Consider the following 18,699-nt stretch of genomic DNA (forward strand, 5'->3'; position numbering starts at 1 on the left):
TCGTGTCGCGCGACGATCGCTTCGAAGCTCGCGCGCAACGCGACGCGATCCACCCGCCCGCGCAGACGCAAGCCACCAGCTACGTGATACGCGCTGCTCTCGGGCGACAGTTGCCACAGAAACCATAACCGCTGCTGCGCGAACGACGCTTCCGTGCGCGCCCGAACCTCATCAGGCAGACGACGAATCGCATCGTCGGATAGAGAAGCAGAAACGGGCGCAAGCATCGACGCCAGTTGCGCGAGCGTATGCCGCTCGAACAAATGCTTCGGCGTGAGCTTGATGCCCGCCTTCTTCGCGCGCGCGACGACCTTCAGCCCGAGAATGGAATCGCCGCCGGCTTCGAAGAAATTGCGATCGCGCCGCAACGTCGATGCATCGATCGAAAGAACATCGCTCCAGATGCGCGCGAGCCGCTGTTCGAATTCCCCGCGCGGCGCATGCTCGCCGTCGACCTGAACCGCCGGCTCTTCATGCAGCGCCGCGAAGCGGGCAAGCAAGGCGGCGCGATCGAGCTTGCCGTTCGCGTTGAGCGGCAACGCCTTCTCGACGACGATATCGCCCGGCACCATGTAATCCGGCAACACGCGCGAAGCCTGCGCGATCAACGCGCTCGCATCGACATCGCCGACGATGCACGCACCCAGTTTCTTCGTGCCATTCGCATCGAACGCGAGCACCGCCGCCGCACGCACGCCCGCGAGCCCTTGCAGCACGCGCTGCACTTCGCCCGGCTCGACGCGATAACCGCGAATCTTGACCTGATCGTCGGCGCGTCCGAGATATTCGAGCGTGCCGTCCGCCGCGATGCGCGCCAGATCGCCCGATCGATACACGCGCTCGCCCGGCACGAACGGGTCCGGCACGAAGCGCTCGGCGCTGCGCCCGGACTGTCCGTGATAGCCGCGCGCCACGCCCGCGCCGCCGAGATAAAGCTCGCCTGTCGCGCCGGCGGCCACCGGGTTCATGCGCTCGTCGAGCACGTAGATACGCGCATCGGGCAACGCGGCGCCCAATGGCAGGCCGCGCTGCAAGTCGTGGTCATCGGTCATCGCGTGCATGGCGATGCCGACCGTCGTCTCCGTCGGACCGTAATGATTGAAGATGCGGCACGACGGCGCGAGCGCGGCGATCTGCGCGAGCAACGCCGCCGATGTCGCTTCGCCACCGACGATCAACGCACGCGCGGGCAGCACGGCACGCGCATTCGCGGCGGACAATAGCGCTGACAAATGACTCGGCACGATCTTCAGCACATCGACGCGATGTTGCGCCATGTAATGCGCGAAAGCGTCCGGATTGAAAGCCTTGTCGGGCGAAATCAGATGCAGCGTGCCCGCCGAACACAGCGCGCCGAAGAGCGCGGTGTGGCCGAGATCGGCTGCGGACGTCGAGACCATTGCGAAGGAAGCACCATCGCCGACGTCGATCGTCTCCAGCATTGCGCGCACATAGCTGGCGAGCGACGCATGGCTCACCGTCACGCCCTTGGGTTTGCCTGTCGAACCGGAGGTGTAGATCAGATACGCGCCCTGTGCGCCATGCGGCCCGCGAGGCAGCGCGGCATCGGCGGTGATGTCGAACGAAAGCGGCAGTACCGTTGCAATGGACGACGCGATGTCCGCCGGATACGCGCCCGCGTGCAGCAACGCGATCGCGCCGCTGTCGGCCACCTGCGCGGCGTTGCGCGCGGCGGGCAGTTGCGGGTCGAGCGGCACCCACGTCGCGCCCGCCTTGAGGCAGGCGAGCATGCCGAGCACCATCTCGACGCTGCGCGGCGCATGAACCACGACGCGCGTTTCCGGCCCGCAACCCGCCGCCACGAGACGCGATGCGAGCGCGTTCGCGGCGGCATCGAGTTCGGCGTAGGCGATCGCACGCGTGTCGTCACGCACGGCGATGCGATCGGGATATCGCGCGACGTTGCGTTGCCATAGCGCGAACACACTGTCAGATACTTCGGATGCCGAATCGATATCAGTCACCACGTGATCGGGCGCGTCGACGAGCGCCTCGGCAACAGCGCGCAGAACCGTCTCGAAGCGGCGCGCGAAGGCATCGTCGAATACGGCATCGTCGTAGGCAAGCGTGCACTCGATGCCCGTCGCGCGATCGACGAAATCCAGCGCGAGATCGAAATGCGCGGCGTCGTTCGCGAGCACGTCGAGGCGCGTCGTCAGCGGCGCGAACGCGTCCAGCGAGAACGCGCGCTGCTCCGTGAGCTTCACCTGAAACAGCGCATCGCCGGCGCGCGCGCGATTCGGCAGCAGCGCGGCAACGAGCCGGTCATACGGCACATCCTGATGCTCGTGCGCGGCCAGCACCGCCTCCTTCGCCGAAGCGACGAGCGCGCGCAGCGTCGCATCGGCATCGACGGTCATCCGCAACACCTGCATGTTGATGAAATAGCCGATGACCGACTGCGCTGCTTCGTGCCTGCGGTTCGACATCGGCGCGCCGATGCGGATATCGCGCTTGCCGCTCGTCGTGCGCAACGTAGCGCTGAAGATCGCGAGCATCACCATGAAGAGCGACGCCTGCTGTTCGCGGCCGCTATCCTTCAATCGCGCCGACAGCGCTCCCGGCAAACTGAACACGTGGTTGCGCTGCGCGCCCGCCGCAGCGGTCCCGCGCTCGAAGAGACGCGCACTGCGCGAAGCATCGCCGTTTGCGCACAACTGCGCGCGCCAGTAGTCGATCTGCCGCGCGATCGTTTCGGGATCGATAGCCGTGTGCTCCCACGCGGAGAAGTCCGCGTACTGCGCCGGCGCGGCGTCCGTATGAGCCGCGCTCGACGGCGCGATATCCGCGCGATACGCATCCGCGAGCGCTTCGAGCAGCACGTTCACCGACAAACCATCCGCGATGATGTGATGCAGCGCGATCACGAGCCGATGCGCATGCTCGTCCACCCGTACGAGATGCGCACGCAACAGCGGACCGCGCTCCAGATCGAAGGGCGCGCGCGCCGTCTCGTGCGTGAGCCGTTCGAACGCAGCGGGATCGCCGCTCAGGTCGGTGAACGGCAAGACGATCAGCGCGCCTTCCTCGATGATCTGCATGGGCTCGCCATCGTCATCGAGTTCGAAACGCGCCCGCAGGATGTCGTGCCGCGCAACGAGCGTGTCGAAGGCGCGCTGCATCGCATCGGGCTGCAAGGGGCCGTCGATCGACAGCACGCCGCTCATGTTGTACGCGTTGCTGTCGGGATCGTGCGCCCAGGTCATCCACAGCGCGCGCTGCGCATGCGAAGCCCGCACGATGCGGCGTTGCTCCGGCGAAAGCCGCACGAACGGCGTCTTGCGAAGCGACGCGCCCGCTGCGATGCGCTTGCCGATTTCGGCAGCCGCCGCGCCCAGGGACGTCGCGGTGAATACGTCGCGCGCATCGTAGGCGATCTTCCATTGCGCGCTCACATCCGCGGCGACGCGCACCGCCGCCAGCGAATTGCCGCCGAGCCGGAAGAAGCTGTCGTCGCGGCTCGCGGGCGCGGCGTCGAGCGCCTTGCGCCAGATCGCCGCGAGCTGCATCTCGATGTCGTTGAAGGTTTCGCGCGGCTGTTCCGCCGTCGTCACGCCATCGATGCGCGCGCCCTTCACGAACCACGCATACGCGTCGAGCGAGCGGTCGGCGAAGCGCTTCACGCACGCGGCGCGCTGCACCTTGCCGCTCGATGTCTTCGGCAGTGCGCCCGGTTCGAGCAGCACGACCGCAGCCGCCGGTTCGCCGCACGCGAGCGCGACTGCTTCGCTCACCGCCGATGCGAGCACATCGGCCGTCACGAGCTTGCGCACGCTGCGCGACACTTCGGCCGCCACGCCGATGCACTCCGCGCCGTCCACTTGCACCGCGAATGCCGCGACGCGCCCGCGTCGCACGAGTTCCACGTCGCGTTCGATCGCGAGTTCCAGATCCTGCGGATAGAGATTGCGCCCGCGCACGATCAGGAGATCCTTGACGCGTCCCGCGACATAGAGACCTTCATCGAGCAGAAAGCCCAGATCGCCGGTGCGCAGCCAGCGCACGCCCGCGCGTTCGACGAAGCTCTCCGCCGTGGCCTCCGGACGGCGCCAGTAGCCCGCCGTCACGCTCGGCCCGCTCACCCAGATTTCGCCGATAACGCCATCCGGCAACGCCGCGCCGCTCTCGCGATGCACGATCATCACCGCGTGATCCGTGGGCGGCACGCCGCACGACACGAGCGTGACATCGCTTGCTTCCGCGCGCTCGGCGATGCCGCGTTCGAGCGCATCGGCGCGCAACGATGCGGCCGTCATGCCCGCGCCGCGCTGCACGCCCGTCGCGAGCAGCGTCGCTTCCGCGAGGCCGTAGCAGGGATACAGCGCGCGCGCATCGAAACGGCGCGGCGCGAAGCGTTCGACGAAAGCATCGAGCGTCGCATGGCGCACCGGTTCCGATCCCGAGAAGGCGACGCGCCAGCTCGACAGATCGAGCGCGGCGAGCTGATCGTCGCCGATACGATCCGCGCACAGGCGATACGAGAAGTCGGGCCCGCCCGAAATCGTCCCGCGATGACGCGAGATCGCTTCGAGCCAGCGCACGGGCCGTTCGAGAAAGTATTGCGGCGACATCAGCACGAGCGGAATACCGCTGAAGATCGGCTGCGACATCGAGCCGATGAGACCCATGTCGTGATACAAGGGCAGCCAGCTCACGAATACATCGTGCGCGGTCACGCCGAGGCGTTCGCGAATGGCGATCTCGTTCGCCCACAGGCAGCCGTGCGTGACCATCACGCCCTTGGGCGTCGATGTGGAGCCGGACGTGTATTGCAAAAATGCGAGTTCCGCCGATGCCACGTGCGCCGCTTCGATCGCGCTTTCGCTTGCATCGAGTGCATCGACTTCGATCACGCGCGCATTCGGCGCGATCGACGCGAACGCTTCACGATAACGCTCCGTCAGCGCATGCGTGGTCAGCACGAAGCGCGCGTCGGCGTCGCTCGCAATCGCCGATAGTCGCGCGAGATGCTGCGCGCGCAGCGTCTCCGGTGGATACGCGGGCACCGCGACGGTCCGCGCATAAAGGCACCCGAAAAAGGATGCGACGTAGTCCGCGCCGCTATCCATCAGCAGCAGCGCGCGTTCGCCCGCCGCGCCCGCGCGCCGGAGCCACGTCGCGACGCGCACCGCGTAGGCGTCGAGTTGCGTGTAGGTCCACGCGGTATTGCCGTTCGCATCGACGACGACGAGCGCCGTATCGCCGCCACGGGTCGCCGCGAGTTCACGCAGGCGCTCGATCATGTTGTCAGCCATGTGCCAGTCCTTCCTGTTCTGCTTCGCTCTTGCTCAATGCTTCGAGGCGTGCCGCGAGGTCTTGCAGCAGCGCCGGATGCCGGACGATGCCGACGTGATCCGTATCGATCGTTCCCGCGAGCGCCGTTGCGCCCGCGCTGCACGCGCGCCAGCGTGCGGTCTTCTCGTCGAGCGCAGCCGCGTCGGCTTCCTGTTTGGACCACCACAGCGTGAGCGGCGCGCGCACCTTGCGCGTGCGCCACGCCTCCGTCAGCGCCTGCAAATGCTCGATCGCGATCAGCGCATGACCGATCACGCCGGCGTCGCTCGCCGTATCGCCCAGTTCGGCGCGCCATTGGCGGCGGGCATCGTCGGCGCCGTCCCAGAACGCGGCGATCTCTTCGCGCGTCGCAACCCTGCGGCGCGACAGCACGTCGGCCGCGCGCGCCGCATCGAGCGTCGCGTTCTGCTGCATGCCCGCGTCGATCAGGCCGATGAAGTCCACGGTCTCGCCCGCCGCTTCCAATTGCGCCGCGATCTCGACGGCGAGCAGCCCGCCCATCGACCAGCCGACGAAGCGATAAGGGCCGTGCGGCTGCACGCGCCGCACGCGCTGCGCGTAATCGCGCGCGAGCGCATCGAGGTCGCGCGCCCACCACTCCGGCTCGCCGTAGACGGGCGACTGCACGCCGTGCACGCTCGCGATGCCGTCGAGATGCCGCGCGAGCGTGCGATATTCGGCGATCAGCCCGTAAGCGGGATGGATCGCGAACACGTCGAGCGGCGCGCCTGCCGTGTTCATCGGCACGATGCTCGCGGGCGCGGCGTCGCGTTGCGCATCGAGATGGGCGGCCAGATCGCCGAGACGCGGCCGCGCGAAAATCGCTTCGATGCCGAGCGCGGGCAGCATCGCCTCGCGCGCAAGACGCGCGACCTGCAGCGTGCGCAGCGAATCGCCGCCGAGCGCGAAGAAGTCGTCGTCGGGACCGGCATGCGTCACGCCGAGCACGGCCTGCCAGATGGCGGCGAGCGCGTGCTCGGTCGCCGTTTGCGGCGCGTTGCCCGAGGCCGCGTCGCGGACGAGCGAAGGCAGCGGCAGCGCGTTGAGGTCGAGCTTGCCGTTGGGCGAAAGCGGCAACGCCGCGAGCGTGACGATGCGCTGCGGCACTATGTACGCGGGCAGTTGCGCGGCGAGCGCGAGACGCAACGCGTGAAGGTCGATATCGGAATCATTCGGCGTCGGCACGACATAACCGACGAGCATCGGCTCGCCGCCGATCTCCCTGACCGCCGCGGCGGAATCGCGCACACCGGGCTGCGCGCGCAGCGCCGCTTCGATTTCGCCGAGCTCGATGCGAAAGCCGCGAATCTTCACCTGATGATCGATGCGGCCCGCATACTCCAGTTCGCCCGCCGCGTTCCAGCGCGCGAGATCGCCCGTGAGATAGAGCCGCGCGCCGGTTCCGCGCGCATCGAACGGATCGGGGATGAAACGCGCTGCCGTCAGACCCGGGCGGTTCAGATAGCCGCGCGCGAGCAGCGCCCCGCCGATGGCGACCTCGCCCTTCACGCCGACGGGCGCGAGCGTGAGTTCCGGCGTCAGCACGTGGATCGCGCGGCCGGGCAGCGGCACGCCGATCGGCACTTGCGCGGGCAAGGCGTCGATATCGTTCGCGGCGCTGCAATCGAAGGTCGATGCCGTGACCGCGGCTTCGGTCGGGCCGTATGTGTTCAGCAGCTTCACGTCGGCGAGCGCGGGCCATGCGCGCCATTTTTTCAGCGCGGCGAGCGACATCGCTTCGCCGCCCGCGTGGACGCGACGCAGCGCGCCGAAGTCCGTCACGCCGCGCGCCGTGAAGTCCTGCACGAGCACTTGCCAGTACGCGGTCGTCAGATCGGCGACGGTGATGCGATCGGCCAGCAGCCGTTCATGGAACGTGACGCTGTCCCACAGACGATGCCCGCGCAGCACCACCGATGCGCCGATGCACAGCGCCGGAAACAACTGCTCGATGAAGCCGTCGAAGTTGAAGGTCGCGAACTGCAGCACGCGGTCCGCGCGCGTGAGGCCGAAGAAGCGGATCGCGACATCGACGTGACCGGCGAACGCCGCGTGCGAAATGCCGACGCCTTTGGGCTTGCCCGTCGATCCCGATGTGTAGATCACATACGCGAGCTGCTGCGCGTGCGGCGTCGCCAAGGGATCGCCGCTTTGCATCGGCGATGCTTCGATCGTCTCCATTTCGACGACGTTCGACGCATCCGGCAGCGGCAAGTTCGGGCGCAGCGCATGCTGCGTCAGCAGCAGCGCGATGCCGCTGTCCTCGATCATGTGCGCGAGGCGCGCGACGGGATACGCGGGGTCGAGCGGAACATAGGCCGCGCCCGCCTTGAGCACGCCGAAGAGCGCGACGATCATGTCCACGGAACGCTCGACGGCCACGCCCACTTTGTCGTCCGGGCCGATACCGCGCGCGATCAGCGCGTGCGCGACACGATTCGCGCGCGCGTTGAGCTCGCCGTAAGTGATGTGCGTGCCTTCGAAGACGAGCGCAGTGTCGTCCGGATAAGCGGCCGCGTGCGCTTCGAAACGTCGATGCACGAGGCCCGCGCTCGCGGCAAGCGGCGCGCCGTGCGTGAAGCGCGCGAGCTGACGGCGTTCGGCATCGTCGGGTAGATCGAAGCTGCGGCGCTTCGGTTGTCGCGTGGCCTGTTCGAGAACGGCCACGTAGCTGTCGATGATGCGCGAGACCGTGTGTTCATCGAAGATATCGGTCGCGTAGTTCAGGCCGATGTGCAGTCCGCCGTTTGTATCGACGGAAATCTGCATCGAGAGATCGAATTGCGCCGTGCCGGTGCCGCCCGTCAGCGCGCTCGCCTCGATGCCAGGCATCGCGAGTGGAGTGCCGGCTTCGCTATAGTCGAACATCACCTGGAAGAGCGGCGTGTGGCTCATGCTGCGTTGAGGCTGCAGGCGCTCGACCAGCTTCGCGAACGGAATCGCGGTGTGATCGTGCGCGCCGAGCACGCGCTCGCGAACCTGCGCGAGACGGACGTCGAAGGGAGCGCCCGGCGGCGTGTCGACGCGGATCACGACTGTATTGACGAAGAAGCCGATCAGCGGCTGTGTTTCCAGCCGGTCGCGCCCCGCCACCGGCACGCCGATGCGCACGTCGCGCTGTCCGCTGTATCCCTGCATCACGGCGCCGAAAGCGGCGAGCATGGTCATGAAGCGCGTGGCGCCGGCGGTGCGGGAGATGGTGTCCAGCGCGCGCGCAAGATTCTCGTCGATGTTGCGTTCGACCCATGCGCCCGCGCTGCTCGCCGCACCGTGACGCACGCGATCGACAGGCAGTTCGAGCAACGGTTGTTCATCGCCGAGCGCTTGCTGCCAGTACGCGTATTGCGCTTGCAGCGCGGCTTCGTTCAGATGCTCGCGTTGCCATGTCGCGTAGTCGCCGTACTGAATCGACAGCGGAGCGAGTTCGGCTTCATCGTTCGCGTAGAGCTGCGAGAACTCGCGCAGCAGAATCGTTTGCGACCACGCGTCCGAGACGATATGCGGCATCGCGAAATGCAGCACCGCTTCGTGTTCGCCGCATTCGAGCAATGCGACGCGGAGCATCGGGCCTGCGCGAAGATCGATCGGTTCGTGGGCCAGCGCTTGCAGTTGCGCTTCGTTTTCGTAGCGTGCTTCGATCCATTGGTAACGTGGCGTGTCTTCCACCACTTGCCACGTCTGTCCGTCTTCTTCGACGAATCGCGTGCGCAAACTCTCGTGACGCATCACCAGACGATCGAGTGCTTTGCGTACGGCAGCTTTGTCGAGTTGTCCGTTTAATCGCACCGCGCCCGCGATCGTGTAAGCCGCGCTCGTCGGCTCAAGATTCCACAAGAACCACAGACGTTCTTGCGCATAGGTCAGCGGAATGCGGCCTGCACCGCGCCGTTCGATCGGCTGAACCTGCTGCTTCTGCCCCGCTTCCAGTTCCGCCGCGAGACTCTCCAGCACCGGATGCATGAAGAGCGTCGCGAGCGTCACTTCTCTTTGCAGTTCCTGTCGAATGCGCGAGGCGACCTGCATCATCAGCAACGAGTGACCGCCGATCTCGAAGAAGTTATCCGTCACACCGATACACTCGCGGCCCAAAACGGCTTGCCAGATCGACAGCAGTTCGCCTTCCAGTTCGGTACGCGGTGCGACTTGCTCGCGTTGTTCAGGCGTTTGCGGCGCGGGCAACGCTGCGCGATCCACCTTGCCGTTTTGCATCAGCGGCAGCGCATCGAGCGTTACGAACGACGCTGGCACCATGTAGTTCGGCAGACGTCCTTCAAGCGTGCGACGCAGCGTACGAATGTCAGATTGACCGACCACATAGCCCACAAGCTGACGCGCTTCGCCCTCGCCCGTTAGCGCTACGACCGCAGCGCTTACGCCTTCGACTTGACGCAGCGCCGCCTCGATCTCACCCAGTTCGATACGAAAGCCGCGCAGCTTCACTTGCTGATCGAGACGGCCAAGAAAGTCGATGCTCCCGTCCGCACGCCGACGACACAGATCGCCGCTGCGATACAGCCGCGCGCCCGGCGTGCGCGGGTCCGGCACGAAGCGTTCCGCCGTCAGTCCCGGCCGATTCAAATAGCCCCGCGCAAGCGTCAATCCGCCGATACACAATTCGCCCAGTCCGCCCATGGGCACTTCATTGCCGAAGCGATCGAGCACGAGCACCGAGCGCGACGCATACGGCTCACCGATCGAGACGATGCTCTGCCGCGTGTCCGCTTCGTTAGTCTCGCGGTACATGCAGGCGACTGTCGTTTCGGTCGGACCGTAGAGATTGTCGAGGCGGATATGCGCGAGCGGTCCGCGACGCCATTGCGCGAGCGCATCGCCCGGAAGACCTTCGCCGCCCACGGTGATCTGACGCAAAGCGGCAAGGTCTTGTGCGGGCGGCGGCGTGCGCAGCCATTGCTGCCAATACGCCGTCGGAATGCGCGAGAACGTCACGCCGCCGTCTCGAAGATGCGCGCTCGTCGTGTCGATGTCCCACAACTGCGGGCCGCGCATTTCCACTTGCCCGCCTTGCATCAACGCGGGCAGCATCTCGTGCAGCGCGACATCGAAGTTGATCGTCGATGATTGCAGTTGCGTGTCGTGCGAAGTGATGCCGTAGCAGCCGATGAAATCGTCCAGATGGCGCGAGAGCGAGACGTGGCTCACCGCGACGCCTTTGGGCTTGCCCGTCGAGCCGGATGTGTAGATCACATACGCTAGTTGTTCGGGATGGATCCTCACGCTCGGTGCTTCATCGGAGAACGCATCAACGTCGTTCACGTCGATGACTTCGAGGCCTGAGAGCAGCGCGCCACACGTGGCGATCGTCTGCGCATCGGCGATGACGCAACGCACGTTGGCATCTTCGAGCATGACGCTCAAACGTTCTGCGGGATATGCCGGATCGAGCGGCACGAACGCGCCGCCCGAACGCAACACACCGACGAGCGCCGCGATCAGCGCCGGCGAGCGCGTGAGGCACAGGCCCACGCGCGATTCCGCATGTACGCCGCGAGCATGCAACGCATGAGCGATACGCGCGGACCACGCCCGCAACGCGCCATAGCTCAATCGCTCGCCTTCGCAATGCACGGCGTTGGCTTCGGACATGCGTCGCGCCCGTTCCGCGATGCGCTCGCCTACAGGTGCGAACGCATGCGCGGCCAACACGGGATGCGCTTGAAGCGTTTCGAGCGCGAGCGCACCGAGAGACGCATCGCCATTCGCGCCGATCTGCTCCAGCAATGACACATAATGAGCGAGCATGCGCGCGACGGTCGATTCGTCGAACACATCGCGTGCATACGTGAACGAGACTTCCAGTTCCTCGCCGCGTTCACGCGCCGTCAGAACGAGATCGAAGCGCGCGGTGCCCGTCGTCGATTCGACCGGCGTCACGTTCAGGCCCGCCATGCCGAAGCGCTCGCTGGCGAGCGCCGGCTCGAAGTTGAACATCACGTTGAAGAGCGGCGTTTGCGTGAGGCTGCGGCCAGGGCTCAGCGCATCCACGACGCGCGAGAACGGCGCCGTCTGATGCGCCTGCGCTTCGAGCACGCGCTCGCGCACATGGGCGAGCAGATCGTCGATCGTGCGCAGTCCGGCCAGCTCGCCGCGAATCACGAGCGTATTGACGAAGAAGCCGATCACCGACTGCATCTCGCCGCGCTCGCGTCCCGCCACGGGCACGCCGACGCGCACATCCTCACTGCCGCCATAGCGCGCGAGCAGCACGTCGAACGCGGCGAGCAGCACGACGAACGTCGTCGTGCGATGACGCCGCGCCGTCTCCCGCACGCGATCCCTCGCGCGCGAAGCCAGCGCGATGCTCACGCGCCCGCCATCCTGGCTGCGCTTGCCCCCGGGCATGCGATCGAACGGCAACATCGCTTGCGGCTCGTTCCCGGCGAGGCGCGTGCGCCAGAAGGCGAGATCATCGTCGATGCGCGCCTGCGCGTACGCATCACGTTGCCATGACGCGTAATCGGCGTACTGACCCGGCAGCGCGGGCAGTGGCGACGCGCGTCCGTCGCGGGCCATCGCGTAGGTTTGCGCGAACTCGTCGATCATGATCTGCACCGACCACGCATCCGACACGATGTGATGCACGACAAATTGCAGCAGATGTTCATCAGCGCCGAGGCAGATCAACGTCACGCGCAGAAGCGGACCCTGCTCCAGCGCGAACGGCGCGCGCGCGATCGAGCGGAGCGCCGCCGCGATGCGTTCATCGCGCACATCGGCGGGCACGTCCGCGAAATCGAGCACGGACCAGCCATAGTCGGCGAGATCGGAGACACGTTGCATCGGCATGTCGCCGCGCTCGGTGAAGCGCGTGCGCAGGCTGTCATGCCGCGCGACGAGCATCGCAAGCGCGGCGCGCAGCGCATCGCGGTCGAGCATGCCTTCGAGACGCACCGCGCCCGAGAGGTTGTACGCCGCGCTTTCGGGATCGAGCCGCGAGAAGAACCACAGCCGCTCCTGCTCGAACGAGAGCGGCGCGGGTGCATGGATATCGGCGCGTGCGGCGATAGGCGCTTCTGCTTCGGCACTCGCCGACAACGCATCGATCGCGCGCGCCAGATCCGCGAGCACCGGATGCGCGAACGCTGCCTGCACCGGCAAGTCGATGCCGAAGGCCGTGCGCATCGCGGCCACCGCGCGCAGCGCCTTGAGCGATTCGCCGCCGCGCGCGAAGAAGTCGTCGTGCGCGCCGATATCGTCGAGGCCCAGCACGCGCGTCCAGATGCTCGCGATCGCCAGCTCCGTCGCGGTGCCCGGCGCGGCCTTCGTCGATGTATCCGCCGCCGCTTGCGGCTCGGGCAACGCATTGCGATCGAGCTTGTTGTTGTGCGTGAGCGGCAACGCATCGAGCGTCACGAAGCGCTGCGGCACCATGTACGTGGGCAGATACCGCGCAAGCTGCGCCTGCCATGCAGCGGCGTCCGTGTTCGCATCCGCCGCGCTCACCACGTAGCCGACCAGCAAGGGCTCGCCCGCGATGTCCTTCACGGCGGCGGCGGCATCGCGCACGCCGTCGAGCCGCCGCAACTGCGCCTCGATTTCGCTCAACTCGATCCGAAAGCCGCGCAGCTTCACCTGATGATCCGCGCGGCCGACATACACGAGACGCCCGCTCTCGATGCGGCACAGGTCGCCCGTTCGATACAGCCGTGCGCCCGCGCCGAACGGATCGGGCACGAAACGATCGGCCGTCAGCGCGGCGCGTCCGAGATAGCCGCGTGCGAGATTCGTGCCGCCGATGCACAACTCGCCGATGCCGCCCGTCGGCACACGCGCGCCGCTCGCATCGATCAGATGGAACGCCGTGCCTTCGATCGGCTCGCCGAGCGTGATGAACGGCGTTGCATCGCCGCTTTCCAGATGCGCGACGCTCGACCAGACGGTGGTCTCGGTCGGCCCGTAGAGATTCCACAGATCGACGCCGCGCGCCAGCAATCGCGCAGCAAGCTCGCGCGGCAACGCTTCGCCGCCGCACAGCGCCTTGAACGCGCGCCCCGCCGCCGGTCCCGGCCAGCCGCCTTCGAGCAGCACTTTCCAGCCCATCGGCGTCGCCTGCATCATCGTTGCGCCGGAACGCGATACGAGTGCGCCGAGACGCTCGCCATCGGTCACGTCCTCGCGCGACGCCAGCTCGATGCGCGCGCCGGCGATCAGCGGCAAATAAAGCTCCAGTGCGGCGATGTCGAACGAGAGCGTCGTCACGCTGAGACACACGTCGCCGGCGCCGATGCCAGGACGTATCTGCATGCTCGCGAGGAAGCGCGCGAGCGCATCGTGCGAGATGCCGACGCCCTTCGGCTTGCCCGTCGATCCCGATGTGTAGATCACATAGGCAAGCTGCGCGGGATGAATGCGCACCTTCGTCGATGATGCGGCAGGCGCGGCGCCGAACGTCGCTTCGAGACGCAGCACATCGAGCGCGCCCGCGAGCGCTCGTGCGCCTGTTTCATCGGCGATCACGCACGCGACGCCGGCATCGTCCAGCATCATGTCGATGCGCGCCGTTGGCAAGCTCGTGTCGAGCGGCACGTAAGCCGCGCCCGAGCGCATCACGCCGACGAGCGCCGCCACCAGCCCGACAGATCGCGACACGCAAATGCCCACGCGCGCTTCCGGCGGCACGCCGCGCGCTTGAAGTTGCGCGGCAATGCGATCCGCCCATGCGTCGAGTTCGGCGTAGGTGAGCGTGTCGTCGCCGCATCGCAGCGCGAGCGCATCGGGCGTGCGCGCGGCCTGTTGCGCGATGCGCTCGACAACCGGCACGAATGCGTAGTCTTCAAGCGAACGCATCGCGTCGAAGGGACGCGCGTCACGATCGAGTTCGATTTGCGCGGCGCGCACGGCTGCGTCATCGGCGATGTGCTCCAGGATCGTCACGTAGTCGTCGAGCAGGCGATGCGCGGTCGCGGCATCGAAGATATCGGTCGCGTAGTTGAGGCCGAGCGTGAGGCCTTGCGCGGAATCGTCGCCGTCCACTTCCAGCGACAAATCGAACTGCGCGCTGGCCGTTGCACCGGCGATCGGCGTGACGTCGATGCCGGGCAGCGACAGCCGCGAAGACGTCTGCGCGCCGTAGTTGAACAGCGCCTGAAAGAGCGGCGTGTGGCTCGCGCTGCGCTGCGGCTGCAGGCGCTCGACCAGCTTCGCGAAGGGCACGCCGGCGTGGGCCTGAGCGTCGAGCACGCGCTGGCGGACATCGGCGAGCAGCGCGTCGAAGGGTTGCGCGCCTTGCGTGAGCACGCGGATCACGAGCGTATTCACGAAGAAGCCGATCAGCGGTTCCGTTTCCAGCCGGTCGCGCCCCGCCTCGGGCACGCCGATACGGATGTCCTGCTGGCCGCTATAACGGCCGAGCAGCACGCTGAACGCGGCGAGCATCGTCATGAAGCGAGTGGCGCCGTGTTCCTTCGACAAGGCGTCGAGCTTGCGGGCGAGCGCCGGATCGAGGCGGCGCTCGACGGTCGATCCGGCGCTGTCGCGCGCACCGTGACGCACGCGATCGACAGGCAGTTCGAGCAACGGTTGTTCATCGCCGAGCGCTTGCTGCCAGTACGCGTATTGGGCTTGCAGCGCGGCTTCGTTCAGATGCTCGCGTTGCCATGCCGCGTAGTCGCCGTACTGGATCGGCAGCGGAGCGAGTTGGGCTTCGTCGTTCGCGTAGAGTTGCGAGAACTCGCGCAGAAGAATCGTTTGCGACCACGCGTCCGAGACGATATGCGGCATCGCAAAATGCAGCACCGCTTCGTGTTTTCCGCATTCGAGCAGCGAGACGCGGAGCATCGGGCCTGCGCGTAGATCGATCGGTTCGTGTGCGAGCGCTTGCAGTTGCGCTTCGTTTTCGTAACGAGCTTCGGTCCATTGGTAGCGTGGCGTGTCTTCCACCACTTGCCACGTCTGTCCGTCTTCTTCGACGAAGCGCGTGCGCAAACTCTCGTGACGCATCACGAAACGATCGAGTGCTTTGCGTACGGCAGCTTTGTCGAGTTGTCCCTTCAGCCGCACCGCGCCCGCGATCGTGTAAGCCGCGCTCGTCGGCTCAAGATTCCACAGGAACCACAGGCGTTCTTGCGCATAGGTCAGCGGAATACGGCCTGCACCGCGCCGTTCGATCGGCTGAACCTGCTGCGTCTGCCCCGCTTCCAGTTCCGCCGCGAGACTTTCCAGCACCGGATGCATGAAGAGTGTCGCGAGCGTCACTTCTCTTTGCAGTTCCTGTCGAATGCGCGAAGCGACTTGCATCATCAGCAGCGAGTGACCGCCGATCTCGAAGAAGTTATCCGTCACACCGATACACTCGCGGCCCAGCACCGCCTGCCAGATCGACAGCAATTCGCCTTCCAGTTCGGTACGCGGTGCAACTTGCTCGCGTTGTTCAGGCGTTTGCGGTGCGGGCAGCGCTGCGCGATCCACCTTGCCGTTTTGCATCAGCGGCAGCGCATCGAGCCTCACGAACGACGCTGGCACCATGTAGTTCGGCAGGCGCGTTTCAAGCGTGCGACGCAGCGTTCGGAGATCAGATTGACCGACCACGTAACCCACAAGCTGGCGCGCTTCGCCCTCGCCCGCCAGCGCCACGACCGCAGCGTTCACGCCATCGACCTGACGCAGCGCCGCCTCGATTTCGCCCAACTCGATACGAAAGCCGCGCAGCTTCACTTGCTGATCGAGACGGCCAAGAAAATCGATGCTCCCATCCGCACGCCGACGACACAGATCGCCACTGCGATACAGCCGCGCGCCCGGCGTGCGCGGGTCCGGCACGAAGCGCTCGGCCGTCAGTCCCGGCCGGTTCAGATAGCCACGCGCAAGCGTCAATCCGCCGATACACAATTCGCCGAGTCCGCCCACCGGCACTTCATTGCCGAAACGATCGAGCACGAGCACCGAGCGCGACGCATACGGCTCACCGATCGACACGATGCTCTGCCGCGTATCCGCTTCGGTCGTCTCGCGGTACATGCAGGCGACGGTCGTTTCGGTCGGGCCGTAGAGATTGTCGAGCCGGATATGCGCGAGCGGTCCGCGACGCCATTGCGCGAGCGCATCGCCCGGCAGACCTTCGCCGCCCACGGTGATCTGACGCAAAGCGGCAAGGTCTTGTGCGGGCGGCGGCGTGCGCAGCCATTGCTGCCAATACGCCGTCGGAATTCGCGAGAAGGTCACGCCGCCGTCTCGAAGATGCGCGCTCGTCGTATCGATGTCCCACAACTGCGGGCCGCGCATTTCCACTTGGCCGCCTTGCATTAGCGCGGGCAGCATCTCGTGCAGCGCGACATCGAAGTTGATCGTCGATGATTGCAGTTGCGTGTCGTGCGAAGTGATGCCGTAGCAGCCGATGAAATCATCCAGATGTCGCGAAAGCGAGACGTGGCTCACCGCGACGCCTTTGGGCTTGCCCGTCGAGCCGGATGTGTAGATCACATACGCCAGTTGCTCTGGATGGATCGTCACGCTCGGTGCTTCGTCGGAGAACGTGGCGACCTGATTTACATCGATCACTTCGAGGCCCGAGAACAATGCGCCACACGTGGCGATCGTCTGCGCATCGGCGATGACGCAATGCACGCCGGCGTCTTCGATCATGACGCTCAAACGTTCCGCGGGATACGCCGGATCGAGCGGCACGAACGCGCCGCCCGAGCGCAACACACCGACGAGCGATGCAATCAGCGCGGGCGAGCGCGTGAGGCACAGGCCTACGCGCGATTCGGCATGCACGCCGCGCGCGTGAAACGCATGCGCAAGACGCGCGGACCACGCCTGCAACGCGCCATAGCTCAATCGCTCGCCTTCGCAATGCACGGCGTTGGCCTCGGGCATCCGTTGCGCCCGTTCCGCAATGCGTTCGCCTACAGGTGCGAACGCATGCGCGGCCAACACGGGATGCGCTTGAAGTGTTTCGAGCGTGAGCGCACCGAGAGACGCATCGCCTTGCGCACCGATCTGCTCCAGCAACGACACGTAATGATCGAGCATGCGCGCGACGGTCGATTCGTCGAACACATCGCGTGCATACGTGAACGAGACTTCCAGTTCCTCGCCGCGTTCACGCGCCGTCAGCACGAGATCGAAGCGCGCGGTCTGCAAGTCCGACGAGATATCCGACACCGTCAAACCCGGCAACGTCAACGGCGCGCGTTCCGGGCCGAGGTAATTGAACATCGTCTGGAACAGCGGCGTGTGGCCGAAACTGCGTTGCGGCTGCAGCTCCTGCACGAGCCGCGAGAACGGCACGTCCTGACGCGCATAAGCGTCGAGCGTGCGCGCGCGCATTTGCGCGAGCAGTTGCCCGAACGTCGTCGCTTCGTCCATGCGTGCGCGCAGCACCAGCGTATTCACGAAGAAGCCGATGACACGCTCGGTCTCGTCGCGATCGCGTCCCGACACCGGCACGCCGACGCGGATATCGTCCTGCCCGCTGTACTTCGACAGCAGCAGTTGATAAGCCGAAAGCAGCGCGGTGAAGAGCGTCGTATCCGCCGCTTGCGAAATCTTGCGCAGCGCCGACGCCGTCGCGCCCGCGATACCGCGCCTAACGCTCGCGCCCGCCGAGCCGCGCATGCCCGTGCGCGGACGATCGAACGGCAATTCGAGTACCGGCTGCTCTCCGCCCAGCTCCGCGCGCCAATAGCTCAGTTGCCCGGCGACCGATTCGTCGTCGAGCCATTCGCGCTGCCATGCCGCGTAGTCGCCGTACTGGATCGGCGCGTCGTCGCTGCGCCGATGCGCACTCGGCGATACGCCGCATTCGGCGCAATAAGCCGCGACGAATTCATCGACGAACACATTGACCGACAATCCGTCCGACACGATGTGATGAATCGCGACATGCAGCACGTGATCGTCCGGCGCACGGCGCAGGAGCGTCGCGCGCAGCAGCGGCCCGCGCTCCAGATCGAAGGGCGCGTTTCCGAGCGCATCGAGACCGGCGGCGAGCGGCGCATGCGTGTCGATGTCGAGCTCGCGCCAGCCGTAGTCGGTCGCGCCCGCGACCTGCATCGGCACGCCGTCCCGTTCGACGAAATGCTTGCGAAGGCTCTCGTGCCGCGCGACCACGCGATCGAGCGCGGCCTTCACCGCGCGGCGATCGAGCGTACCTTGCAGCCGCACCGCGCCCGTGATGTTGTACGCGGCGCTCGCCGGATCGAGCTTCCACAGAAACCACATGCGCTCCTGCGCATGCGAGAGCGGAAACACCGCGCCGCGATCCGGAAACGGCACGATCGGCAGACGCGAAGCCTGCATGCCGCGCGCGCGCAACTGATGACGAAACTGCCTGCGCTTCTCTTCCGGCAACTGCACATACGCCTTCGATACGGCGAGCAAATCGGGGACGGCTGCGATTGTGGTGTCGCTCATGTGTCTGTC

2 protein-coding genes are annotated in these 18,699 nt (G+C 66.3%); both read right to left on the reverse strand.

Annotated elements, in window-relative coordinates; genetic code table 11:
* Positions 1 to 5,276 (reverse strand): non-ribosomal peptide synthetase (locus tag NOV72_RS26265; RefSeq protein ID WP_146150047.1); only part of this gene is annotated, 5,276 nt, incomplete at its 3' end.
* Positions 5,269 to 18,690 carry a non-ribosomal peptide synthetase gene (locus NOV72_RS26270; protein ID WP_106857460.1) on the reverse strand — a complete coding sequence of 4,474 codons (13,422 nt, stop codon included), beginning with the start codon at positions 18,688 to 18,690 and terminating at the stop codon, positions 5,269 to 5,271. The genes NOV72_RS26265 and NOV72_RS26270, both read right to left, overlap by 8 nt.
* Positions 18,691 to 18,699: the final 9 nt, after the last annotated feature.

Source organism: Caballeronia novacaledonica (assembly GCF_900258035.1).
Lineage (GTDB): Bacteria > Pseudomonadota > Gammaproteobacteria > Burkholderiales > Burkholderiaceae > Caballeronia > Caballeronia novacaledonica.

Bases quoted from the DNA above. Each gene is read 5' to 3' on its own strand.
- NOV72_RS26270 (WP_106857460.1), bottom strand. From the start codon at position 18,690: ATGAGCGACACCACAATCGCAGCCGTCCCCGATTTGCTCGCCGTATCG.